Origin of the sequence: Rhizobium alarense (assembly GCF_021555155.1) — a bacterium.
Classification (GTDB): domain Bacteria; phylum Pseudomonadota; class Alphaproteobacteria; order Rhizobiales; family Rhizobiaceae; genus Rhizobium_D; species Rhizobium_D alarense.
The window spans coordinates 30,880-53,756 of the sequence record NZ_JAKGBU010000003.1; the positions used below are offsets into that span (position 1 = coordinate 30,880).

Consider the following 22,877-nt stretch of genomic DNA (forward strand, 5'->3'; position numbering starts at 1 on the left):
GCATCGCTATGGCCTTGACGCCACGTCACAAATCCGCGTCTGACGGTCGCATCTCAAGGAAAGCCGAAGCCATGACCGGGACCACCCGCTCCAGCGCCGACATCGACCCCCGCCGCAAGCGCATTCTCTTTCGCTGCTGGCATCGCGGCATCCGCGAGATGGATCTCGTGCTGGGTTCCTTCGCGGATGCGGAGATCGCCGCCCTGTCGGACGGTGAGCTGGACGAACTGGAAACGATCATGGCGGAGGAGGACGCCGACCTCGTCAAATGGGTGACCGGCGAGAAGCCGGTGCCGGCGCGTTTTGCCGCCGGGCTCTTTCCGCGCATCGCCGCCTACAAGCCGGATTTCTCGCCGATCGTCGCGGCGAAGGACGAGGGCGGCCGATGATCGCCGGTTTCGATCCGAGGAAGGTCGCCGCCGCCGCGCGGCCGCTGACGGTCGGTGCCGTTCCCGCCGGCCTCGAGCCGTTTCTCGTCGCCGAGCTGGCGCGCACCGCCGGTCCCGTCGCCTATGTGCTCTCCGACGGCCAGCGCATCGCCGACATGGAGCAGATGCTGGGTTTTGCGGCGCCCGAGCTCCCCGTTCTGACGCTGCCCGGCTGGGACTGTCTGCCCTATGACCGCGTGTCGCCGAGCGCCGACGTGTCGGCGCGCCGCCTGTCGGCGCTGTCGGCGCTGATCGCGCATCGCAGGAAGCCGCATCCGGCGATCGTGCTCGTGACGGTCAATGCCATGCTGCAGAAGATGGCGCCGCAGGCGCTTATCGAAAGCCTCGCCTTCTCGGCGCGGCCCGGCAACCAGCTGCGCATGGACGACATCGCCCAGCGCCTGGAGCGCAACGGCTTCGACCGCGTCGCGACGGTGCGCGAGGTCGGCGAATATGCCGTGCGCGGCGGCATCCTCGATGTCTACGTGCCGGGAAGCCTCGAGCCGCTGCGCCTCGATTTCTTCGGCGATACGCTCGAATCGATCCGCTCCTTCGATCCGGCGAGCCAGCGAACGACCGGGCAGGTGCGCTCGCTCGACCTTAATCCGATGAGCGAGGTGACGCTGACGCCGGACACGATCAGCCGCTTCCGCACCCAGTACCTGGCGCTCTTCGGTGCGGCGACCCGTGACGACGCGCTCTACCAGGCCGTTTCCGAGGGCCGGCGCTATGCCGGCATGGAGCACTGGCTGCCGCTCTTCTACGACGGGCTGGAAACCGCCTTCGACTATCTCGACGGCTTCCGGATCGTCACCGACCATACGGTGCGCGAGGCGGCGGCGGAACGCTCCAAGCTCGTGCGCGACTATTTTGATGCGCGCCGGAGCGCCGCGACACCCGGCAAGGGACAGGTGGCGCAGGCCACCCCATACAAGCCGGTTCCCCCCGGCGAGCTCTATCTGGACGATGTGCGCTTCTCCGCCCTGCTCGACGAACGGGCGGCAATCCGCATTTCCCCCTTCAACGAGCACGAGGGCGAGGCCCGCCAGGTCGTCACCGTCGACGCGCGGCAGGGCCTGCGCTGGGCCCGCCCGGTCGGCGAGGCGGACGCCGAACGCGAGCGCGTCAACGTCTTCGACCAGGCGGTGAAGCATATCGCCGCGCGCCGCTCCGCCGGCGGCAAGGTGCTGGTCACCGGCTGGTCCGAAGGTTCGCTCGACCGTCTGATGCAGGTGCTCGCCGAGCACGGTCTCGGCAATGTCGTGCCGGTCGACACGCTGGACAAGCTTTTGACGCTCAGGCCCGGCGAGGCGGGTTCGGCCGTGCTGTCGCTCGAGGCGGGCTTCGAGGCGGGCGAGGTCGTCGTCATCGGGGAGCAGGACATCCTCGGCGACCGAATGGTGCGCCGCTCCAAGCGCCGCAAGCGGGGCGCCGACTTCATCAGCGAAGTGGCCGGCCTCGACGTGGGATCGATCGTCGTCCATGCCGAACACGGCATCGGCCGCTTCGTCGGGCTGAGGACCATCGAGGCTGCCGGCGCGCCGCATGCCTGCCTCGAACTCGTCTATGCCGACGACGCAAAGCTCTTCCTGCCGGTCGAAAACATCGATCTGCTGTCGCGCTACGGCGCGGAAGGCACCGACGCGGTGCTCGACAAGCTCGGCGGCGTCGCCTGGCAGGCGCGCAAGGCCAAGCTCAAGAAGCGTCTGCTCGACATGGCGAACGGCCTCATCCAGGTTGCCGCCGCCCGTCTCGTGCGCCATGCGCCGGTGCTGGCGGCGCCGGACGGCGTCTATGACGAATTCGCCGCCCGTTTCCCCTATGACGAGACCGACGACCAGGCGAATGCCATCGACGCGGTGCGCGACGATCTCTCGCAAGGCCGCCCGATGGACCGGCTCGTCTGCGGCGACGTCGGCTTCGGCAAGACGGAAGTGGCGCTGCGCGCCGCCTTCATCGCGGCGATGAACGGCGTGCAGGTGGCGGTCGTCGTGCCGACGACGCTGCTCGCCCGCCAGCACTACAAGACTTTTGCCGACCGCTTCCGCGGCCTGCCGATCCGCGTGCAGCAGGCTTCCCGCCTGGTCGGCGCCAAGGAGCTCTCGCTTGTCAAGAAGGAGCTGTCCGACGGCAAGACCGACATCGTCGTCGGCACCCATGCGCTGCTCGGCAGCGCGATCAGGTTTGCCAATCTCGGCCTGCTCATCATCGACGAGGAGCAGCATTTCGGCGTGAAGCACAAGGAGCGGCTGAAGGAGCTGAAATCGGACGTGCACGTGCTGACGCTGTCGGCGACGCCGATCCCGCGCACGCTGCAGCTCGCCATGACCGGCGTGCGCGAACTGTCGCTCATCACCACGCCGCCGGTCGACCGCATGGCGGTCAGGACCTTCATCTCGCCCTTCGACCCGCTCGTCATCCGCGAAACGCTGATGCGCGAACACTATCGCGGCGGCCAGAGCTTCTATGTCGTGCCGCGTGTCGCCGACCTGCCGGAGATCCACGATTTCCTGCGGCAGGACGTGCCGGAGCTGAAGGTCGCGGTGGCGCATGGCCAGATGCCGGCAACCGAGCTGGAAGACATCATGAACGCCTTCTACGACGGGCGCTACGACGTGCTTTTGTCGACGACGATCGTCGAATCGGGCCTCGACGTGCCGACGGCCAACACGATGATCATCCACCGCGCCGACATGTTCGGCCTCGCCCAGCTCTATCAGCTGCGCGGCCGCGTCGGGCGCTCCAAGGTGCGCGCCTTCGCGCTTCTGACCCTGCCGGTCGCCAGGAAGCTGACGGGTACGGCGGAGCGGCGCCTCAAGGTGCTGCAGTCGCTCGATACGCTCGGCGCCGGCTTCCAACTCGCCAGCCACGATCTCGACATCCGCGGCGCCGGTAACCTGCTCGGCGAGGAGCAGTCGGGCCACATCAAGGAGGTCGGCTTCGAGCTCTACCAGCAGATGCTCGAGGAGGCGGTCGCCGAGATCAAGGGCGACGAGGAGATCGTCGACAGCGGCTGGTCGCCGCAGATCTCCGTCGGCACGCCGGTGATGATCCCGGACGACTACGTGCCCGACCTGCATCTCCGCCTCGGCCTCTACCGGCGCCTCGGCGAGATCACCGAGCTTGCCGACATCGACGCCTTCGGCGCCGAGCTGATCGATCGCTTCGGGCCGCTGCCGGCCGAGGTGCAGCATCTCCTGAAGATCGTCTACATCAAGTCGCTCTGCCGCGTGGCGAATGTGGAGAAACTCGACGTCGGGCCGAAGGGCGTCGTCGTGCAGTTCCGCAACAGGGAGTTCCCCAATCCGGCTGCGCTGGTCGGCTATATCGGCAAGCAGGGCACGCTCGCCAAGATCCGGCCCGACCAGAGCCTGTTCCTCGCGCGCGACTACCCGACGCCGGAGAAGCGGCTGACGGGCGGCGCGCAGGTGATGACGCAACTCGCGGGACTGGCGAAGCAGGAGGCGGCCTGAGGCGCGGCGATGGCGGAAACGGCAGCACCGGTCACGCTGTTCGGCGCGCGCTACAGCGTCTATGTGCGCATCGTGCTCGCCGTGCTCGGCGAAAAGGGCGTTGCGTGCGGCCTCGTGCCGGTCGACGTCTTCGCCGAGGACGGGCTTTCGGCCGACTACCTGTCGCGCCATCCCTTTGGCCGCATTCCGGCCTTCGAGCATGACGGTTTCCGGCTTCACGAGACGAGCGCGATCGCGCGCTATGTCGACGAGGCCTTTCCAGGCCCGTCGCTGCAGCCCGCCGGGCTCAGGGAACGGGCGCGGATGAACCAGATCGTCGCCATGCTCGACAACTACGCCTACCGGCCGATGGTCTGGGACGTCTATGTCGAGCGGGTGCTGCGCGCGGCGGAGGGGGCGGCCGCCGACGAGGCGCGGATTGCCGCCGGTCTCTCGCAGGCGCGCGTGTTTCTCGACGCGCTTGCGGCACTTTCGGGCGGCTCACGCCGGCTTGCCGGCCCGGACCTGTCGCTTGCCGACCTGCATGCGGCACCGATCTTCGACTATTTTACGCAGGCGCCGGACGGGGCGGCCATGCTCGGTGAGTTCCCGGCGCTCGGCGAATGGTGGGAGAGGCTCAGAACGCGCCCGTCCGTCGCCGCTGCGCTCGCCTGACGCCACGGCGCAAGAACGGCGTTTCAGACGGCCGCCGCCTTTTGCTTGCGCTTCAGCGCCGCGATTTCGCGCAGCGCGCCGGCGAGCGTTTCCACCGACTGCGCGCCCACCACCGCGTATTGATTGTCGAGGATGAAACAGGGCACGCCGGTAATGCCCATCTCGCGCGCCATGCCGATCTCCTCCTTGACCGAATCGATATCGGCGCCGGCGGAAAACAGCGCGCAGACGACGGCGCGGTCCATGCCGCTCGCCTCGGCGATGTCGAGCAGCACCGTGCGGTCGCCGACATCCCTGCCATCCTCGAAATAGGCCTTGAACAGGCTGCTCGCCACCTTTGCCTGGACGTCCGGTCCCTCGATCATCGCCCAGCGGATCAGGCGATGGGCGTCGAGCGTGTTGGGGCTCTTCTCGACGGCGTCGAAATCGAAGGCGATGCCCGCCTCGTGGCCGAGGGCCGCCAGCCGCTGGTGGGCCTGGTCGACGGCCTCGCGGCTGCCGAACTTCTCGGTGAGCCAGGCCTTGTGGTTCTTTCCTTCAAGCGGCATGTCCGGGTTGAGCTGGTAGGGCCGGAAGGTGACGGCGGCGCGGACTTCGCCCGAGACCTGCGCCAGCGCCTGTTCGAGGCGCTTCTTGCCGAGGTAGCACCAGGGGCAGACCACGTCGGAGACGAGGTCGATCGTTACGGCTTCCATCGGTTCATCCTTTCCGTTGCTGCGGTTCCTGCCGTCAGGGTGCGGAGATAGGCGCAGCCGCCGCGCGAATCAATGCGCTCCGCCGAACCAGCGCCCCGCACGGCCTCGCCGCTCACTGGGCGCGCTCGTCCCACCAGACCGGAAACTGGTAGCCGTAGAGCGGCGTCTCTTCCGGCCGGCCGATATGCTTCTGCCGCGCCACCCACTGTTCGCCGAGATGATAGAGCGGCACGAGATAGTAGCCGGAAAGCAGCATGCGGTCATGGCCGCGCACCGCCGCCTGGAAGCCTTCCGCCGTGCGGGCCGACAACACGGCGTCGACCATCCGGTCGACGTTCGGATCGGCGACGCCCGCGAAATTCTGGCTGCCCTCGACGTCGCGCGTGTCGGAGCGCCAGCGCAGTGCCTGCTCGATGCCGGGCGAGAGCGACGACGGGAAGGCCTTCATGATGACGTCGTAGTCGAAGGTCTGCGAGCGGCTCTGATACTGCGAATCGTCGACCGTGCGCACGCCGACGCGGATGCCGAGCTGGGCGAGGAAGCGCTGGTAGGCGAGCGCCAGTTTTTCCTGGTCGGCATTCTGCGTCATGATGTCGAAGGCAAGCGGCTTGCCGGCGGCATCCACCATCCTGCCGTCCCTGATCGCGTAGCCGGCGGCGCGGATGAGGTCGAGCGCCTGCTTCAAAACCTTGCGGTCGCGGCCGGACGCGTCGGTGACGGGCAGGCGGTAGCTTCCGTCGAGAATGTCGGGATCGACGGCCTTCACCCCGTCGCCCATCAGCGCCTTCTCGGCTGCGCTTGCCGGCACGCCGAGGGCGGAGAGGTCGGAATTCTGCCAGTAGCTCTCTGTTCGCCTGTAGGCACCCTCGAACAGGTTCTTGTTCACCCATTCGAAGTCGAAGGCGAGCGTCAGGCCCTTGCGCAGCCGTTGGTCGGCGAACATCGGCCGGCGCGTGTTGAAGACGAAGCCGAGCATGCCGGACGGCACCTTCGGCGTGAAGGTGTCCTTGACGACAGCGCCGCTGGCGACCGCCGGAAAATCGTAGCCGCGCGCCCATTTCGTCGGGCTGCCCTCCTGGTAGACGTCGACGACGCCCTTCTTGAAGGCCTCGAACAGGGTGCTTTCCTGCAGGAAATATTCGACCGAAATCTCGTCGTAATTGTCGAAGCCGACCTTGGACGGCAGGTCCTTGCCCCAATAGTCCGGATCGCGTGCGTAGACGATCTTTTCGCCCGGCTTGACCTCCTTGACCGTGTAGGGGCCGGAGCCGACCGGGAATTCGAGCGTCGTGCGGTCGAAGGTTTCCGGATCGACCAGATGTTTCGGCAGGACGGGCGACAGCGCGAAGATCATCGGCGTCTCGCGGTCGGCCTTGTCGTTGAAGGTGAAGCGCACGCCGTGCTCGCCGACTTTTTCCATCGTCTCGACGAGCGACAGGCGCTGGCTGAAGGGGGCGCGTCCCTTGTCGCGGAAGAGTTCGAAGGTGAACATGACGTCCTCGGGCGTCACCGGCTTGCCGTCCGCCCAGCGCGCCTTGGGATTGAGGTTGAACTGGATGAAGGTGCGGTCCTCGTCCCACTCGACCGTCTCGGCGAGCAGGCCGTACATGGTGAAGGGCTCGTCGCGCGAGCGCTGCATCAGCGATTCGTAGACGAGATTGCCGAATTCCGGATCGAGCATGCCGCGCGCCGTGGTGCGCATGCTTTTCAGGATGAAGGGATTGAGGCTGTCGAAGGTGCCGACGACGCCGTAGGCGATGCGTCCGCCTTTCTTCACGTCCGGATTGACGTAGGGGAAATGCTTGAACTCCGCCGGCAGCGCCGGTTCGCCGTGCATGGCGATCGCATGGACGGGGGCGGCGAGGGCGGAAAACGGCAGGGTTGCGACGAGGCCGGCGACGAAGGCCGAGAGGACGATCCGCAAGGTTCCTATCCTTTCGAAATCCTGGGAATGATTCCCATCCAATCTATACGAACTCGGCGGTGACGGAACCCTCCGCGCCGCCTTTGCAGCCTCGCGGACGCCGAAGGCCGGGCGGTCTCCCGATCCCCGGCCGGAAAAGCATGACCAGGCCCCGAAAGGCCGGCGAAAAGCGACGGGAAGGGCTGGAAATCCGCCGCGGCGCATTGTAACAGGATGACCCGAACCGGGTCATGCAAATGCCTCATTTAGCCGACAGGAGAGCGCACGGCTGACCCCATCACTCTGGGCACGACTTCGCCCGGTACCGGACTTCAGGAGACGGAACCAGACAATGACCTTCACATCGATCTTCACCAGGCAGGCCCTGCTTTCCGCGCTTGCAGTTTCAATGGCTGCCGGCGCGCTGCCGACCGCGGCCGCGGCGCAGCAGGCAGGGCGGCCGCCGCAGGGTTGGTTCAAGGTCTGCACCAAGCAGGAAGACAACGACGTCTGCATCGTGCAGAATCTGATGATGGCCAACAACGGCCAGCTCATCACGGCCGTCGGCCTGATCACCGTCCAGGGCAAGGTGAACCGCCGCATCATGCAGGTTTCGGTTCCGAGCGCCCGCCTGATCCCGTCGGGCATCCAGATGCAGATCGACGGCGGCAAGGCCCAGAAACTCGACTACGCGATCTGCATGCCCGACAAGTGCGTCGCCGAAGTCCTGCTGACCGACCAGATGCTTGGCAACCTCAAGAAGGGCGGCGAGGTGGTCTTCACCTCCGTCAACTTCCAGCGCGCGCCGAACCCGATCAAGATGTCGCTGAACGGCTTCACCGGCGCCTTCGACGGCGAGCCGATCGAGCAGTCGAAGCTCGAGGAGCGCCAGCGGCTGCTGCAGGAAGAGATGCAGAAGAAGGCCGAGGAAGCCCGCAAGAAGCTGGAAGAGGCCCAGAAGGCCGCCAAGGAACAGCAGTAGGCCTCCGGCTGAACGAAACGATCGAGACGGCAAAACCCGGCGCGCTTCCGCGGCCGGGTTTTTCTTTGGATCCCGGGACGGGAGCCGGGGGTCAGTGCAGGTGGATCGCTTCCACCTTCCACTGGTAGCCCCGGTCGGCGGGCACCATCAGGGCGCGGACCTGCGGATGGCGCAGCGGCTGGCCGCTGTCGTCCGCCACGAGGTTCTGCTCCGAGACATAGGCCACATATTCCGACTCGTCGTTCTCGGCGAAGAGATGGTAGAAGGGCTGGTCCTTGTTCGGCCTGATTTCCGCCGGAATGGCATTCCACCACTCCTCGGTATTGGCGAATTCGGGGTCCACGTCGAAGACGACGCCCCGGAACGGGAAAATCCGGTGCCGGACCACATCGCCGATCGCAAATTTGGCGTTTCTCATCTTCATGGCGCACTTCCTTTCCACTTATATGTGGGAAAGTTGGCAAAAACATCAATAGATAGAGTGTCACTGCTGCGTGAGGCGGCATGCTTGCGCACAGGCGGTTTTCATCGTACCCCGCTTGAACGGCGCTGACAGAGGAGCAGACCAACGGTGTCAAACCAGTGGGGCAGGAGCGGAGGCGGCGCGGGCGGCAGGACGGGATCCGGCACGAGCGTGCTCGCCATCGTCGCCAGCCTCGCGATCGGCGCCGCCGGCGGCTACGGCGCGGTGCGCACGCTGCAGAGCTTCGATGCGCGCAATCTTGCCGCCGAAAGCGAGGCGCGCGTCAGCGAACTGACTGCCGAAATCGCGCGGCTCCGGGATACGGCGGAGGATCGCTCCGGCGCGCGCGAAAAGCTTGCCGAGGACAATGCGGCGCTCCGCCGCCAGGTCGAGGCGTTGCGCCGGAGCATCGACACGTCGGAGGCCGTGCTGCAGGCGGACAATGTCCGGCTGCGGCAGGAGACCGTTCCGGCCCTCGAGGCCGACCTGCGCGCGGCGCAGCGCGCGGCGCGGGAGGCGGAAGCCGCGCGGTCGGACCTTGCACAGCAACTTGACCAGGGCCGCGCCCGTCTTTCCGATCTCCAGGCGCGGCTTGCCGAGAGCGAACGCGCCCTCGAGGCCAGCCGGCGCGACGGCCGCCGCGCAGCCGACGCCGAACGCCTCGCGCGCCTCGACACGGACCTGCGGCGCATCACGACGGAGCGGGACCGGCTGGGGAGCGAACTCGCGGCCCTGAAGGAGCGCGATATTCCCGCGCTCGAATCCGAGCTTGCCAAACGGCAGCGCAGGCTGGACGATCTGCGCAACGAGAACCGGGCGCTGGCGGAGCGGCTGCGGCAGGCCGAGCGCAGCACGGCCGACGCGACGCCGAGCCGGCCGGACGACAGCGGCATGAAGCCCGCGCCGGTCGACCGCACGCCGGCCGACACGCAGAATCCGCGCGATGCGGCACTGGTTAAGCGCGCGCTCGGCAAGGCGCCGGGGCTGGCGCGCCTCTCGTCGGGCGATCTGACCCGCCTCGAACGCGGGCTTGTCGACGGCGAATGCGTGACGGCGGCGCTCGATGCCGTTTTCGACCGGGTGCCGGTGCTGGCGCTGCGCAACCTCATGCGGGACCTCGACAGCGATTGCTGACGCGGCAGGACGGCAAAATCGGGAGACGGGAATGACCGTGATCAGACTGCTTGCACTGTCCATCGCGCTCATCTGGAGCGCGGCGACCGGCGCCGCCGCCTTCGAGCGCAACATCATGACCGGCGGGCCGCAGGGCACCTATATCAAGATCGGCCGCGACATCGCCGCTCTCGGCGAAAAATGCGGCCTGCCGCTGACCGTCGTCGAAAGCGCAGGCTCGCTTGAGAACTTCGTCGGCGTGCGCAACCGGCGCAACACGCAGTTCGGCATCGTCCAGAGCGACGTGCTCGAATATCTGAAGACCTTCGAGGCGAACGACCCGGAGGTGCAGCAGGCGGTCAGGGGCGTGCGCATCATGTTCCCGCTCTACAACGAGGAGATCCATGTCCTGGCGAAGAAGGACATCGCCACGATGAAGGACCTCGCCGGCAGGAAGGTGGCGATCGGCGTCAAGGACAGCGGCACCTTCCTGACGGCGTCGCTGATCCTCGACATCCTGCAGGTCACGGATGCGGTGCGGGTGCCGGACAATCCGGACGTCGCGCTGCCGAAGCTGCTTTCGGGGGAGATCGATGCCTTCTTCTACGTGGCGGGTGCGCCGGCCGCGCTCTTCGGCGGCGGTGCGATCGACGGCAATCGTTTCCACCTGGTGCCGATCACCGAGGCGCCGCTGCTCGCAACCTACACGCCGTCGCGCATCGAGGCCGGCACCTATTCCTTCCAGCAGACACCGGTCGACGTGATCGCCGTCAAGGCGGTGATGATGACCTACGACTACGACCTCAAGCGCAACGCCTATCACCGGGAGAGCTGCAGGACCGTCTCCGACTTCTCGAGCCTCATCCTCAACAATCTGGAGGGCCTGAAGCAGACCGGCCATCCGAAATGGAAGACCGTCGACCTTACCGCGCTACCGCCCGGCTGGCAGGTCGGCGTCTGCGTCAAGGCGGGCATGGCGCTCGACTACAAGCCGGCCTGCGCCGCCCCGGTTCCGGCCGCCGACGGCGGCGCGGACGACAGCAACGAGGAATATCTGAACCTCCTGAAGCAGCGCCTGAAGCAGCAATGACGCCTTTGCGCGCCGATGGCCCGGCATGGTCAACGGACGGTTAATCTCTGTCGCCTAGACTGGCCCGGTATTGCGTATCGGGGCACGTGCATGTGGACCAGACATCATAAGAAGCGGCGGCTCGGCCGTCTCGTCCTGCCGACCGTCACGGTCGCGTTCCTTTGCTATTTCGGCTATCATTCGCTGCATGGCGACTTCGGTCTGAAGGCCATGGAGGAGTTCGAGCACCGGCGGGTCGAACGTCAGGCGCGGCTCGACATCCTCGTGCAGCAGCGCAAGACGCTGGAGCAGGAGGTGGCGCTGATGAGCGACGGCTCGCTGGAACGCGACATGCTGGACGAGAAGGCCCGCTTCGCGCTCAACATGTCGCGAAGCGACGAGATCGTCATATTTCATTAATAATGTGATTAACCGAAAATGAGTTAATCGTATTTTGTTTTGCAAAATCATGTATTTGTGCGGAATACAAGCCATGCAAATATGGCATTGCTGATGGGTGCATTCTCCCCTATGGTTCGGTCCAAAGGCAAACTATGGGGAGGAACGAATGGCTCCGCGCAAAACCGCGTCCACGTCCAGCCGCAAATCGGCGGCCAAGCCTGCAAAGAAAGACTTCAACGGCGGCACCATCGCCGACTTTTCCAAGGATGACGACCTCAAGGCCTATCGCGAGATGCTGCTGATCCGGCGTTTCGAGGAGAAGGCCGGCCAGCTTTACGGCATGGGCTTCATCGGCGGCTTCTGTCACCTCTATATCGGCCAGGAGGCCGTCGTCGTCGGCATGCAGATGGCGCTGAAGGACGGCGACCAGGTCATCACCGGCTACCGCGACCACGGCCACATGCTCGCCTGCGGCATGAGCGCGCGCGGCGTGATGGCGGAGCTCACCGGACGCCGCGGCGGCCTGTCGAAGGGCAAGGGCGGCTCCATGCACATGTTCTCCAAGGAGAAGAACTTCTACGGCGGCCATGGCATCGTCGGCGCCCAGGTGTCGCTCGGCACCGGTCTCGCCTTCGCCAACCGCTACCGCGAGAACGACAATGTCTCGCTCGCCTATTTCGGCGACGGCGCGGCCAACCAGGGCCAGGTCTACGAAAGCTTCAACATGGCGGCCCTGTGGAAGCTGCCGGTCATCTACATCATCGAGAACAACCGCTACGCCATGGGCACCGCCGTGTCGCGCGCCTCCGCCCAGACCGATTTCTCGCAGCGCGGCGCCTCCTTCGGCATTCCCGGCCACCAGGTCGACGGCATGGACGTGCGTGCGGTGAAGGCTGCCGCCGACGAGGCTGTCGAGCACTGCCGCACCGGCAAGGGCCCGATGATCCTCGAAATGCTGACCTACCGCTATCGCGGTCACTCGATGTCGGATCCTGCGAAATACCGCTCGAAGGACGAGGTGCAGAAGATGCGCTCCGAGCACGACCCGATCGAGCAGGTGAAGGCGCGCATCCTCGAGAAGCAGTGGGCAAGCGAGGACGAGTTGAAGCAGATCGACAAGGATGTCCGCGATGTCGTCGCCGACAGTGCCGATTTCGCCCAGTCCGATCCGGAGCCGGATGTATCCGAGCTCTACACCGACATCCTGCTTTAAATCCGGGGAGGGACGAAGAATGCCAGTGGAAATCCTCATGCCCGCCCTGTCTCCGACGATGGAGGAGGGCACGCTCTCGAAGTGGCTCAAGAACGAGGGCGACAAGGTTGCCTCCGGCGACGTGATCGCCGAGATCGAGACCGACAAGGCGACGATGGAAGTGGAAGCGGTCGATGAAGGCGTGATCGGCAAGATCCTGATCGCCGCCGGCACCGAGGCCGTCAAGGTCAACACGCCGATCGCGGTTCTCCTGCAGGACGGCGAGAGCGCCGATGCGATGGCCGCCCCGAAGGCTGCCGAAAAACAGCCGGATGCGGCGATGCCGAAGGTCGAAGAGGCCGAGAAGCCGACGGCGCAGGGTTCTGCTTCCGCACCGGTCCCGGCGGCGCCGAAGGTGGATGCCGCCTCCGATCCGGACATTCCGGCCGGCACCGAAATGGTCACGACCACCGTGCGCGAGGCGCTGCGCGACGCCATGGCGGAAGAGATGCGCCGCGACGGCGACGTCTTCGTCATGGGCGAGGAAGTCGCCGAATACCAGGGCGCCTACAAGATCACGCAAGGGCTGCTGCAGGAATTCGGCGCCAGGCGCGTCATCGATACGCCGATCACCGAACACGGCTTTGCCGGCGTCGGCGTCGGCGCGGCGATGACCGGCCTGAAGCCCGTCGTCGAGTTCATGACCTTCAACTTCGCCATGCAGGCGATCGACCAGATCATCAACTCCGCCGCCAAGACGCTCTACATGTCCGGCGGCCAGATGGGCGCGCCGATCGTCTTCCGTGGCCCGAACGGCGCTGCCGCCCGCGTCGCCGCCCAGCATTCGCAGTGCTATGCCGCCTGGTACAGCCAGATCCCGGGCCTCAAGGTCGTCATGCCCTATACGGCGGCCGACGCGAAGGGCCTGCTGAAAGCCGCGATCCGCGACCCGAACCCGGTCATCTTCCTCGAAAACGAAATCCTCTACGGTCAGAGCTTCGACGTACCGAAGATGGACGATTTCGTGCTGCCGATCGGCAAGGCGCGCATCCACAAGACGGGCAGCGACGTCACCGTCGTCTCCTTCGGCATCGGCATGACCTATGCGCTGAAGGCGATCGCCGAGCTCGAAAAGGACGGCATCGACGTCGAACTGATCGACCTTCGCACCATTCGCCCGATGGACCTGCCGACCGTCATCGAATCGGTCAAGAAGACCGGCCGCCTCGTCACCGTCGAGGAAGGCTATCCGCAGTCCTCCGTCGGCACCGAGATCGCGACCCGCGTCATGCAGCAGGCCTTCGACTATCTCGACGCGCCGATCCTGACGATCGCCGGCAAGGACGTTCCGATGCCCTATGCCGCGAACCTCGAGAAGCTCGCGCTGCCGAATGTCGGCGAAGTCGTGCAGGCGGTGAAGACCGTCTGCTACAAATAAGGGGAGGGCGGAGACATGCCGATCAACATCACGATGCCTGCCCTGTCACCCACCATGGAAGAGGGCAACCTCGCCAAGTGGCTCGTCAAGGAAGGCGACACGGTGAAATCCGGCGACGTCATCGCCGAGATCGAGACCGACAAGGCGACGATGGAAGTCGAAGCCGTCGACGAGGGAACGGTGGCGAAGATCGTCGTGCCCGCCGGCTCGGAAGGCGTCAAGGTCAACACGCTGATCGCCATCCTGGCTGCCGACGGTGAAGATGTGGGCGCCGCCGCTGCCGGCGGTGGCGCCGCAAAGGCCGAGACCCCGAAGGCCGAAACGCCGAAGGAAGCCGAAAAGCCTGCCGCAGTCCCGGCCGCTGCTGTTTCCGAGCCCGCGCAGGCTGCCGGCAGCCCGCCCCGTGTCGGCAACGGCCTCTTCTCCTCGCCGCTCGCCCGCCGTATCGCCAAGGATGCCGGCATCGACATCAAGGCGATCACGGGTTCCGGCCCGCACGGCCGCGTCGTCAAGAGCGACGTCGAGAAGGCGGTCGCGTCCGGCGGTGCAAAACCCGCCGCCGCTGCCCCGGCCGTCGCGGCCGCAGCTCCCGCCGCCGCCCCCAAGGGCATGTCGGAGGAGGCCGTGCTCAAGCTGTTCGAGGCAGGTTCCTACGAGCTCGTGCCGCATGACGGCATGCGCAAGACCATTGCCAAGCGCCTGCAGGAATCCAAGCAGACAATCCCGCATTTCTACGTCTCGGTCGATGTCGAGCTCGACGCGCTGCTGGCGCTGCGGGCCCAGATCAACGCGGCCGCCCCCGAAAGGGACGGCAAGCCGGCCTACAAGCTCTCGGTCAACGACATGGTGATCAAGGCCATGGCGCTGGCGTTGCGTGACGTGCCGGATGCCAACGTCTCCTGGACCGACAGCAACATGGTCAAGCACAAGCATGCCGATGTCGGCGTCGCCGTGTCGATCCCCGGCGGCCTGATCACGCCGATCATCCGCAAAGCCGAGACGAAGAGCCTGTCGGCGATCTCCAACGAGATGAAGGACCTCGGCAAGCGGGCGAAGGAACGCAAGCTGAAGCCCGAGGAATACCAGGGCGGCACCACCGCCGTCTCCAACATGGGCATGATGGGCGTCTCCAACTTCGCCGCCGTCGTCAATCCGCCGCATGCGACGATCCTTGCGGTCGGCGCCGGCACGGAGCGGGTCGTCGTCAAGAACAAGCAGATGGTGATCGTCAACGCGATGACCGTGACGCTCTCGACCGACCACCGCTGCGTCGACGGCGCGCTCGGCGCCGAACTGCTCGGCGCCTTCAAGCGCTACATCGAGAACCCGATGGGGATGCTGGTTTAATGGGCTGCTGGACAGCAGTTATAGAACTTTTGAAAGTGCTGGCTGAGTTCGCTTGGCCAGCGACCCTACTTGGGTTTGTATGGTGGTTTAATAAGCCAATACTGAACGTGTTTTATGCGGTAAAGCGCCAGATTGATCGTGGGGCGTCCGTAAAATACGGTGACTTGGAGCTTCACGGCATTACGCTTGGGAATTTTCCCTTGGCTGACAGCTCGGTGTATGAGCGAGTAGCCGCCGATGATCTCATGTTGACTACACGTACTAATTTATACCAGTCACAGAAAAATATATTTCTGGTGCATAGAGCTATCGAAACCGGGGACGTGCATCCTAAGACGAAATTTTCATTGTACGATATTTCAGTTTATCTTGTTACTCACAAGACGTATGGAGCTTTAAATGAAATAAGGGAAGTAGAATACTATTTCGGAAAGTATTTTGGCGATGATATTTCTCTAAATGGGTCAAAGTACATTGTAAAAAATTCAAAAAATGGATTTGCTGTTAGGACTACAGCCTACGGCCCTACCTTGTGTGAGGCAAGGATAAATTTTCACGACGGAAGTTCCGTCATAGTCAATAGGTACCTAGATTTTGAAGGCACTGGGTACATGTTCGATCCGAATGTAAACGACTACGATGCAGGTCGATCTGTATGAAAACAGTCCTCTGCTACGGTGACAGTCTCACCTGGGGCTACAGCGCGGAAACGCTCGACCGGCATGACTTCACCGATCGCTGGCCGAGCGTTCTGGCGAAGGCGCTGGGGCCGGAGGTGACCGTCATCGCGGAGGGGCTGAACGGCCGCACCACCGCCTATGACGATCATCTGGCGGATTGCGACCGCAATGGTGCCCGCGTCCTGCCGACGATCCTGCACAGCCACGATCCGCTCGACCTCGTCATCCTGATGCTCGGCGCCAACGACATGAAGCCGGCGGTCTGCGGCACGGCCTTCGGCGCCGTGCGGGGCATGGAGCGGCTGGTGGACCTGGTGCGCCATCATGCGTGGTCGGTCGACCGGGAGGAGGGGCCGGAGATCCTGATCGTTTCGCCGCCGCCGCTCTGCGAGACGGCGAACACGGCCTTTGCGGCGATGTTTGCCGGCGGCGTCGAGCAGTCGGCGATGCTGGCGACGCTTTATGCGGACCTCGCCGACGAAACCGGCTGCGGCTTCTTCGACGCGGGATCGGTCGCCCGGACGACGCCGCTTGACGGGGTGCATCTCGACGCGGCAAACACACGGGCGGTCGGCGGGGGTATCGAGCCGGTCGTGCGCATGATGCTCGGGCTTTGACAGGGATCAAGGAGCAGGCGGCGCGGCGGGCTAGGCTGACACCATCACCGAACAAGGGAGATGGACCATGTCGAACACGCCGCACCAACTGGCCGAGGACTTTCCGGAACACGTGGCCAAGATCCGCCATCTGCGCGCGGTCGACGGCCACTTCCACCGGATAACGGATGAATATCAGGCGGTGAACCTGGCGATCCACCGCGCCGAGACGGACATCGAGCCCGCCGACGACTTCCGCATGGCGGAGATGCGCAAGGAGCGGATGCGGCTCAAGGACGAAATCTACGGAATGCTCGCGCGGCCGGAAACGGTCGAAGAGCTTCCCTGAGGGGCGGGGGCAGCGCTTCCACTCCTCGAAAAAGACACCGCCTGCGCGTCAGCGGATCGCGGGAAACAAAGGAAGGAGTGGAAGCGCTCATGTCGAATGCCTACGACGTCATCGTTATCGGTTCGGGCCCGGGCGGCTACATCGCCGCGATCCGGGCCGCGCAACTCGGCCTGAAAACCGCGATCGTCGAGCGCGAACACCTGGCCGGAATCTGCTCCAACTGGGGCTGCATCCCGACCAAGGCGCTGCTGCGCTCCGCCGAGATCCTTCACTACGCGAAACATCCGGGCGACTACGGCATCAGGATCGAGGGTTCCGTCACCCCGGACCTGAAGGCGATCGTCGCCCGCTCGCGCGGCATTGCGGCGCGCATGAACGGCGGCGTCGGCTTCCTGATGAAGAAGAACAAGGTCGACATCATCTGGGGCGAGGCGAAGATCGTGAAGCCCGGCGAGATCGTCGTGTCGAAGACGACGAAGGCGATCCAGCAGCCGCAGGCGCCGCTGCCGAAGACCGTTCTGCCCGAGGGCACCTATACGGCCAAGCATATCGTCATCGCCACCGGCGCCCGGCCGCGTGCGCTGCCCGGCATCGAGCCGGACGGCAAGCTGATCTGGACCTATTTCGAAGCGATGAAGCCCGAAGAGATGCCGAAGTCGCTGCTCGTCATGGGCTCGGGCGCCATCGGCATCGAGTTCGCTTCCTTCTATCGCACCATGGGCGTCGACGTGACGGTCGTCGAGGTGATGAAGACGGTGATGCCGGTCGAGGACGCGGAAATCTCGGGCCTCGCCAAGAAGCAGTTCGAGAAGCAGGGCATGAAGATTCATCTGGAGGCGAAGGTCGCCAAGGTGGAGAAGGGTGCCAATTCCATCACCGCCCATGTCGAGATGAAGGACGGCAAGGTCGAGAAGATCACCGCCGACCGCATGATCTCCGCCGTCGGCGTGCAGGCGAATATCGAGAATATCGGTCTCGAGGCGCTCGGCGTGAAGACCGACCGCGGCTTCATCGCCATCGACGGCTACGGCAAGACCAATGTTGCCGGCATCTACGCCATCGGCGATGTCGCAGGTCCCCCGATGCTCGCCCACAAGGCCGAGCATGAGGCCGTCATCTGCATCGAGAAGATCGCCGGCGTCGCGAATGTTCACCCGATGGACAAGGCGAAAATCCCCGGCTGCACCTATTGCCACCCGCAGGTCGCCTCGGTCGGCCTGACGGAAGCGAAGGCCAAGGAACAGGGCCGCGACATCCGCGTCGGCCGCTTCCCCTTCGTCGCCAACGGCAAGGCGATCGCGCTCGGCGAGGACCAGGGGCTCGTCAAAACGATCTTCGACAGGAAGACCGGTGAACTGCTGGGCGCCCATCTGGTCGGCGCGGAGGTCACCGAACTCATCCAGGGCTTCGTCGTCGCGATGAACCTCGAGACGACCGAGGAAGAGCTGATGCACACGATCTTCCCGCATCCGACGATCTCGGAGACGCTGAAGGAAAGCGTGCTCGACGCCTATGGACGTGCGCTGAACGCTTGAACGTGTTATCGAAGCGCTCGCGGCGCCCCCTCATCCGGCCCTTTGGGCCACCTTCTCCCCGCGGGGAGAAGGGGATCGCCGCAAACGTCTCATTCTTCGTCTTCTCCCCATCGGGGAGAAGGTGCCGGCAGGCGGATGAGGGGGCTTCGCGAGGAAAAGTGGAATAGTCATGGTCACCATTCTCGACCGTACCAATCTCACGCCCGACGCCAAGCGCGTGCGGCATCCGGAAAAGGCCAACCGGCCTGACACCGAGGTGCTGCGCAAGCCGGAATGGATCCGCGTGCGCGCGCCGGTGTCGAAGGGCTACCAGGAAACGCGGGACCTCGTGCGCGCCCACAAGCTGGTGACGGTCTGCGAGGAGGCGGGCTGCCCGAATATCGGCGAGTGCTGGGACAAGAAACACGCCACCTTCATGATCATGGGCGAGATCTGTACGCGGGCCTGCGCCTTCTGCAACGTGGCGACCGGCAAGCCGAACGCGCTCGACATGGACGAGCCGGAAAACGTCGCCAAGGCCGTCAGGCAGATGGGCCTGTCGCACGTCGTCATCACCTCGGTCGACCGCGACGATCTGGCGGACGGCGGTGCCGAGCACTTCGAGAAGGTGATATGGGCGATCCGCGCCGCCTCGCCGGCAACGACGATCGAGATCCTGACGCCGGACTTCCTGAAGAAGCCCGGTGCGCTCGAACGGGTCGTCGCCGCCAGGCCCGACGTCTTCAACCACAATATGGAGACCGTGCCCGGCAACTACCTGACGGTCCGGCCGGGTGCGCGCTACTTCCACTCGATCCGGCTTTTGCAGCGCGTCAAGGAACTGGACCCGACCATGTTCACCAAGTCCGGCATCATGGTGGGTCTCGGCGAGGAGCGCAACGAAGTGCTCCAGCTCATGGACGACCTGCGCACCGCCGACGTCGATTTCCTGACCATCGGCCAGTACCTCCAGCCGACGCGCAAGCACCACAAGGTCGAAAAATTCGTCACCCCGGAGGAGTTCAAGTCCTACGAGACCGTCGCCTACAGCAAGGGCTTCCTGATGGTCTCGTCGAGCCCGCTGACCCGCTCGTCGCACCACGCCGGCGACGATTTCGCCCGGCTGCGGGCGGCGCGGGAGAAGAAGCTACTGGCGGCGGAGTAAAATCCCTGCTTGCATTTTTCAGAAACCGCGGCGATTTTCGCCGCGTTTTTGGTTTGCGAGCGGAGATAAGCGGTGCCGGCTTCCATCGACGATCTGCGCCGAGCTGCCGACATTTTGCGTCATGCGGAGCGCATCATGGTCATCGGATGTTCCGGCGGCGGCAAGAGCACACTGTCGCGCCGGATCTGCGACTATCTCGACCTTCCCTATGTTTCCATGGATCGTGAGTTCTATTGGCTGCCGGGCTGGGTAAAGCGCGACAAGGCGGAGGAGAGGGCGCTGATCCCCGAAACCGTGGCCCGGGACCGTTGGCTCATGGATGGCAGCGGTTCGTCGACCTTCGATCTCAGGGTGCCGCGGGCGCAGATGGTGCTTTGGGTGCGTATTTCACGCTGGCGATGTCTGCTCGGCGTAGCGAGACGCGGTTTCCGCTATCGGGGCAAGACCCGGCCGGACATGGCGCCGGGTTGCGTCGAGCAAATTCCGGACCGGGAATTCCTGTCTTACATCTGGCATTTCGAGAAGCGCTTCGCCCCGCATCTCGTGGCGCAATTGCAGAGACATGGACCGGACATTCCGGTTTTGCAGCTGAAAAGCCACGCGGAAATGCACTGCCTTCTTGATCTTCTCGGCGCGCCCACTTAGCTCTCGGCCATGCCCCAGTTCGAAACCCGCAGGCCCGTTCCCCATACGCCAGACCAGATGTACGCGCTCGTCGCCGATGTTGAGCGCTATCCGGAGTTTCTGCCGCTCTGCGAGGGACTGACCGTGCGCTCGCGCAAGGCGCGCGACGGCAGGGAACTGCTCGTCGCCGACATGACCGTCGGCTACAAGGCGATCCGCGAGACCTTCACGACACAGGTGCTGCTGAACGCAGCCGAACGGGCGATCGACGTCAAGTATCTCGACGGGCCGTTCCGCTATCTCGACAACCGCTGGCGCTTCGAGGCGCTGCCTGACGGGACCTGCTCGGTGCATTTCTTCATCGACTACGAGTTCAAGAGCCGCATCCTCGGTGCGCTGATGGGCTCGATGTTCGACCGCGCCTTCCGCATGTTCACGGAGGCGTTCGAGAAGCGGGCGGCGACGATCTACAGGACGGCCTGACGTTTCTGATCGCGTGCCCGCGCTGCTCGCGTTTATGGCGCGGGATGTGGAAAACGGCCGCGGTCGCGAATTTTTTCGGTTTGCTCTTCGTCAGACGTTCATGTTGATGCGCGCCCTGACCTTTGCTGCCGCCTTTTTCGCATTCGCCCTGGCGGCGGCGGCGGGCGACGATGGCGAAAAGCCGGGCAGCTACATCCTTCTGCTCGACAAGGACGGCCGGCCGGTCGCCGGCACCTATCGGCTCGGACCCGGCGTGCAGCTCGTCACCGAATCGAGCGACGGCGGCCTACCGAAGGAGGCCGTCTATGTGGACCGGGCCTTTTTTCCGCAACGCGAGGCGAGTTTCCTCCACTTCTTCAACAATCGCCACGCCTACACGCCGGACCCGACGGCGGTGAAGGTCGGCGAGGAAGTGCGCATCGACGATCGCGAAACAAACCTGCCGCCGCTCTTCAAGGACCAGAAGACGGAGCGGGAAGGGGCGTTCCGGCTGACCGTTGTCGCGCTTGTCGCCTCCACGCTCGGTGACACCAAGGTGGTCGGCAAGCGCTACCGGCGCGAGGGCTACGGTCCTGATGACACGGATCCCTGGGAAGGCGACCGCTTCTATATCGAAACGCTCGACATGGACCTGTCGCTCGCGGCCGCACGGCGCGTGGCGGCGATGGAACGGGGCACGGCGCTGAGCTCGGGCGATTTCCTGGCGCAATATACGGTGCGGTCGACAAAGATCCCGGCCTTCGCCAAATGTATCGCGGAAAAGCGCGAGACGGCGGAATACAAGGCGCTCGCGGAAGCGCAGCGGGCAGGTCCGGACGCCCTGATGGGGACGCAGTTCCTGTCGGAGGGCAAGGTCTTCTGGCAGGACAAGGCCCTCGCGCAAGGCCAGTTCAACATGAGCGTCTTCACGCTTTGTCCGAACTAGCGAGTTTGCGCACTGTTCCAGCGCCGGGTTTGCGCGAGGCGCGGGCCGCCCTGTTGCGGACCGCGGTAAGCCACTTTCCTTTCCGACGGCTGGTCCCGGTGGGAGCGGAAAGCGGCGAGGCCGCGGTAAAGGACTTCGCCGACCATGCGGGCTTCTGCCTGACGCTGCCGAAACAGCCCCGCTATTCGAGCGAAGCCGCCTCCCGCAGCATCTCGAATGCCGTGCGCAGCGTGGCGAGCCGCACCTGCTGACGGCCGATATCGCCGTAGCGCATTTCCCGCTGCAATGTTGCATGGCCCGCGCGGGCGGCGGCGAGATGCACGAGGCCGACCGGTTTTTCGGCCGAGCCGCCGCCGGGGCCGGCAATACCCGTCACCGCAACCGAGATGTTCGCCTCCGAATGCCGGATCGCCCCTTCGGCCATCTCGATTGCCGTCGGGCGCGAGACCGCGCCATGCGCTTCGAGCGTATCGCGGGAGACACCCAGCATCTCTTGCTTGGCGTGGTTGGAATAGGTGATGAAGCCGCGGTCGAAGACGGTGGAGGAACCGGCGACCTCGGTGATCGCGCCGGCGATGAGGCCCGCCGTGCAGGATTCGGCGGTCGCGATCATCAGCTTGCGCTCTGTGAAATCGGCGACGATCCGTTTTGCCGCCTCTTCGATATCCTCGGGCCAGATGCTCATGAATCGTCCTTCCTGTAGACGACGGTCGCCGTGGCGATCGCCGCGATGCCCTCGCGCCGGCCGACGAAGCCGATCTTCTCGTTCGTCGTCGCCTTGACGGAGCAGCGTTCGAGCGCAATGCCGAGGAAATCGGAAAGGTTCCGGCGCATCGCTTCACGATGCGGCCCGACCTTCGGCGCCTCGGCGATCAGCGAGACGTCGGCATTCATGATGGTGCCGCCATTGTCCCGCACGATCCTGGCTGCGTGTTCGAGGAATATCCGCGAGGCGGCGCCCTTCCACCGAGGGTCGGAGGGCGGGAAGTGGTCGCCGATATCGCCGGCGCCGCAGGTCGCAAGCAGGGCATCGGTCAGGGCATGCAGTGCGACGTCGGCGTCGGAATGGCCCAGAAGCGCCTGGTCGTGCGGGATGAAGACGCCGCAGAGCGTGACGCCGTCGCCTGCGACAAGCTGGTGCACGTCGTAGCCGTTGCCGGTGCGCACGTCGGGGAGGGGGCTCGAAAGCCGTGCGTCGGCCATGGCGATGTCCTTCTGCAGGGTGAGCTTGACGTTGCCGGCCGTGCCCTCGATCAGCCGGACGGGAATGCCCGCCCATTCGGCGATCGCCGCATCGTCGGTGAAGTCGTCGCGGCCGGCCGCGGCGGCGCGCCGGTGCGCGTCGAGGATCGTCTGGAAATGGAACGACTGGGGCGTCTGGG

At 65.0% G+C, this 22,877-nt stretch carries 23 protein-coding genes; 18 read left to right on the plus strand and 5 right to left on the minus strand.

Going from position 1 to position 22,877, the window contains the following annotated elements:
• Positions 1–71: 71 nt before the first annotated feature.
• The 3 genes from LXM94_RS01520 to LXM94_RS01530 are packed head-to-tail and all read left to right on the plus strand — an operon-like array spanning position 72 to position 4,555.
• Entirely contained in the window at positions 72–389 is a 318-nt protein-coding gene (locus LXM94_RS01520; protein WP_235769384.1) for an FAD assembly factor SdhE, read from the plus strand.
• On the plus strand, positions 386–3,901 hold the full coding sequence (mfd, locus tag LXM94_RS01525; RefSeq protein ID WP_235769385.1) for a transcription-repair coupling factor: 3,516 nt from the start codon (positions 386–388) through the stop codon (positions 3,899–3,901). The genes LXM94_RS01520 and mfd overlap by 4 nt, the downstream gene beginning before the upstream one ends.
• Positions 3,902–3,910: 9 nt before the next feature.
• Positions 3,911–4,555, plus strand: coding sequence for a glutathione S-transferase family protein (locus tag LXM94_RS01530; protein WP_235769386.1), 645 nt, complete (start codon positions 3,911–3,913; stop codon positions 4,553–4,555).
• A gap of 23 nt (positions 4,556–4,578) precedes the next feature.
• On the opposite strand, the gene LXM94_RS01535 is transcribed toward LXM94_RS01530, so the two are convergent.
• On the minus strand, positions 4,579–5,250 hold the full coding sequence (locus tag LXM94_RS01535) for a DsbA family oxidoreductase (protein ID WP_235769387.1): 672 nt from the start codon (positions 5,248–5,250) through the stop codon (positions 4,579–4,581).
• 112 nt (positions 5,251–5,362) lie between these two features.
• The gene (locus LXM94_RS01540) at positions 5,363–7,174 is read right to left on the minus strand and encodes an extracellular solute-binding protein (RefSeq protein WP_235769388.1); all 1,812 of its coding nucleotides are present in this window, start codon (positions 7,172–7,174) and stop codon (positions 5,363–5,365) included.
• A gap of 331 nt (positions 7,175–7,505) precedes the next feature.
• Between LXM94_RS01540 and LXM94_RS01545 the strand changes: the two genes are divergently transcribed.
• Positions 7,506–8,135, plus strand: coding sequence for an invasion associated locus B family protein (locus LXM94_RS01545; RefSeq protein ID WP_235769389.1), 630 nt, complete (start codon positions 7,506–7,508; stop codon positions 8,133–8,135).
• 91 nt (positions 8,136–8,226) lie between these two features.
• Here the strand turns inward: LXM94_RS01545 and hspQ are convergent, their stop codons facing one another.
• Positions 8,227–8,559: a heat shock protein HspQ gene (gene hspQ, locus LXM94_RS01550; RefSeq protein ID WP_235769390.1), complete on the minus strand. Its 333-nt coding sequence runs from the start codon at positions 8,557–8,559 to the stop codon at positions 8,227–8,229.
• Between the two features lie 147 nt (positions 8,560–8,706).
• Here hspQ and LXM94_RS01555 point away from each other — a divergent pair, with 147 nt between their 5' ends.
• From LXM94_RS01555 to LXM94_RS01620, 14 genes are all read left to right on the plus strand, one after another.
• Complete coding sequence (locus LXM94_RS01555) at positions 8,707–9,732, plus strand: coiled-coil domain-containing protein (protein WP_235769391.1); 1,026 nt, start codon at positions 8,707–8,709, stop codon at positions 9,730–9,732.
• A 31-nt stretch (positions 9,733–9,763) separates the two neighbouring features.
• Complete coding sequence (locus LXM94_RS01560; RefSeq protein WP_235769392.1) at positions 9,764–10,801, plus strand: TAXI family TRAP transporter solute-binding subunit; 1,038 nt, start codon at positions 9,764–9,766, stop codon at positions 10,799–10,801.
• Between the two features lie 90 nt (positions 10,802–10,891).
• Positions 10,892–11,200, plus strand: a complete 309-nt coding sequence (locus LXM94_RS01565) for an FtsB family cell division protein (protein WP_235769393.1) — start codon at positions 10,892–10,894, stop codon at positions 11,198–11,200.
• A 148-nt stretch (positions 11,201–11,348) separates the two neighbouring features.
• Positions 11,349–12,395: a pyruvate dehydrogenase (acetyl-transferring) E1 component subunit alpha gene (gene pdhA / locus LXM94_RS01570; protein ID WP_235769394.1), complete on the plus strand. Its 1,047-nt coding sequence runs from the start codon at positions 11,349–11,351 to the stop codon at positions 12,393–12,395.
• A 19-nt stretch (positions 12,396–12,414) separates the two neighbouring features.
• Entirely contained in the window at positions 12,415–13,812 is a 1,398-nt protein-coding gene (locus LXM94_RS01575; RefSeq protein WP_235769395.1) for a pyruvate dehydrogenase complex E1 component subunit beta, read from the plus strand.
• A 15-nt stretch (positions 13,813–13,827) separates the two neighbouring features.
• Entirely contained in the window at positions 13,828–15,159 is a 1,332-nt protein-coding gene (locus tag LXM94_RS01580; RefSeq protein WP_235769396.1) for a pyruvate dehydrogenase complex dihydrolipoamide acetyltransferase, read from the plus strand.
• Positions 15,159–15,818: a pYEATS domain-containing protein gene (locus LXM94_RS01585; RefSeq protein ID WP_235769397.1), complete on the plus strand. Its 660-nt coding sequence runs from the start codon at positions 15,159–15,161 to the stop codon at positions 15,816–15,818. The genes LXM94_RS01580 and LXM94_RS01585 overlap by 1 nt, the downstream gene beginning before the upstream one ends.
• Positions 15,815–16,456, plus strand: coding sequence for an SGNH/GDSL hydrolase family protein (locus tag LXM94_RS01590; RefSeq protein ID WP_235769398.1), 642 nt, complete (start codon positions 15,815–15,817; stop codon positions 16,454–16,456). The genes LXM94_RS01585 and LXM94_RS01590 overlap by 4 nt, the downstream gene beginning before the upstream one ends.
• 67 nt (positions 16,457–16,523) lie before the next feature.
• On the plus strand, positions 16,524–16,784 hold the full coding sequence (locus LXM94_RS01595; protein WP_235769399.1) for a YdcH family protein: 261 nt from the start codon (positions 16,524–16,526) through the stop codon (positions 16,782–16,784).
• An 89-nt stretch (positions 16,785–16,873) separates the two neighbouring features.
• Entirely contained in the window at positions 16,874–18,319 is a 1,446-nt protein-coding gene (lpdA, locus tag LXM94_RS01600; protein ID WP_235769400.1) for a dihydrolipoyl dehydrogenase, read from the plus strand.
• Between the two features lie 169 nt (positions 18,320–18,488).
• Positions 18,489–19,463, plus strand: coding sequence for a lipoyl synthase (gene lipA / locus LXM94_RS01605; protein ID WP_235769401.1), 975 nt, complete (start codon positions 18,489–18,491; stop codon positions 19,461–19,463).
• 72 nt (positions 19,464–19,535) lie between these two features.
• Positions 19,536–20,108, plus strand: a complete 573-nt coding sequence (locus LXM94_RS01610; protein WP_235769402.1) for a P-loop NTPase family protein — start codon at positions 19,536–19,538, stop codon at positions 20,106–20,108.
• Positions 20,109–20,117: 9 nt separating this feature from the next.
• On the plus strand, positions 20,118–20,570 hold the full coding sequence (locus LXM94_RS01615; protein ID WP_235769403.1) for a type II toxin-antitoxin system RatA family toxin: 453 nt from the start codon (positions 20,118–20,120) through the stop codon (positions 20,568–20,570).
• A 100-nt stretch (positions 20,571–20,670) separates the two neighbouring features.
• Positions 20,671–21,495 carry a hypothetical protein gene (locus LXM94_RS01620; protein WP_235769404.1) on the plus strand — a complete coding sequence of 275 codons (825 nt, stop codon included), beginning with the start codon at positions 20,671–20,673 and terminating at the stop codon, positions 21,493–21,495.
• A 181-nt stretch (positions 21,496–21,676) separates the two neighbouring features.
• Here LXM94_RS01620 and LXM94_RS01625 read toward each other — a convergent pair whose 3' ends face one another.
• Positions 21,677–22,174 carry a CinA family protein gene (locus LXM94_RS01625; protein ID WP_235769479.1) on the minus strand — a complete coding sequence of 166 codons (498 nt, stop codon included), beginning with the start codon at positions 22,172–22,174 and terminating at the stop codon, positions 21,677–21,679.
• 2 nt (positions 22,175–22,176) lie between these two features.
• Positions 22,177–22,877, minus strand: a 701-nt coding sequence (ispF, locus tag LXM94_RS01630) for a 2-C-methyl-D-erythritol 2,4-cyclodiphosphate synthase (RefSeq protein ID WP_235769405.1), incomplete at its 5' end; no start/stop codon positions are given.

Coding starts and splice junctions, on each gene's coding strand:
- LXM94_RS01580 (WP_235769396.1), top strand. CDS start 13,828: ATGCCGATCAACATCACGATGCCTGCCCTGTCACCCACCATGGAAGAG.
- LXM94_RS01575 (WP_235769395.1), top strand. CDS start 12,415: ATGCCAGTGGAAATCCTCATGCCCGCCCTGTCTCCGACGATGGAGGAG.
- LXM94_RS01620 (WP_235769404.1), top strand. CDS start 20,671: ATGTTGATGCGCGCCCTGACCTTTGCTGCCGCCTTTTTCGCATTCGCC.
- LXM94_RS01560 (WP_235769392.1), top strand. CDS start 9,764: ATGACCGTGATCAGACTGCTTGCACTGTCCATCGCGCTCATCTGGAGC.
- mfd (WP_235769385.1), top strand. CDS start 386: ATGATCGCCGGTTTCGATCCGAGGAAGGTCGCCGCCGCCGCGCGGCCG.
- LXM94_RS01595 (WP_235769399.1), top strand. CDS start 16,524: ATGTCGAACACGCCGCACCAACTGGCCGAGGACTTTCCGGAACACGTG.
- LXM94_RS01565 (WP_235769393.1), top strand. CDS start 10,892: ATGTGGACCAGACATCATAAGAAGCGGCGGCTCGGCCGTCTCGTCCTG.
- LXM94_RS01530 (WP_235769386.1), top strand. CDS start 3,911: ATGGCGGAAACGGCAGCACCGGTCACGCTGTTCGGCGCGCGCTACAGC.
- lipA (WP_235769401.1), top strand. CDS start 18,489: ATGGTCACCATTCTCGACCGTACCAATCTCACGCCCGACGCCAAGCGC.
- LXM94_RS01545 (WP_235769389.1), top strand. CDS start 7,506: ATGACCTTCACATCGATCTTCACCAGGCAGGCCCTGCTTTCCGCGCTT.
- LXM94_RS01615 (WP_235769403.1), top strand. CDS start 20,118: ATGCCCCAGTTCGAAACCCGCAGGCCCGTTCCCCATACGCCAGACCAG.
- pdhA (WP_235769394.1), top strand. CDS start 11,349: ATGGCTCCGCGCAAAACCGCGTCCACGTCCAGCCGCAAATCGGCGGCC.
- lpdA (WP_235769400.1), top strand. CDS start 16,874: ATGTCGAATGCCTACGACGTCATCGTTATCGGTTCGGGCCCGGGCGGC.
- LXM94_RS01535 (WP_235769387.1), bottom strand. CDS start 5,250: ATGGAAGCCGTAACGATCGACCTCGTCTCCGACGTGGTCTGCCCCTGG.
- LXM94_RS01590 (WP_235769398.1), top strand. CDS start 15,815: ATGAAAACAGTCCTCTGCTACGGTGACAGTCTCACCTGGGGCTACAGC.
- hspQ (WP_235769390.1), bottom strand. CDS start 8,559: ATGAAGATGAGAAACGCCAAATTTGCGATCGGCGATGTGGTCCGGCAC.
- LXM94_RS01585 (WP_235769397.1), top strand. CDS start 15,159: ATGGGCTGCTGGACAGCAGTTATAGAACTTTTGAAAGTGCTGGCTGAG.
- LXM94_RS01520 (WP_235769384.1), top strand. CDS start 72: ATGACCGGGACCACCCGCTCCAGCGCCGACATCGACCCCCGCCGCAAG.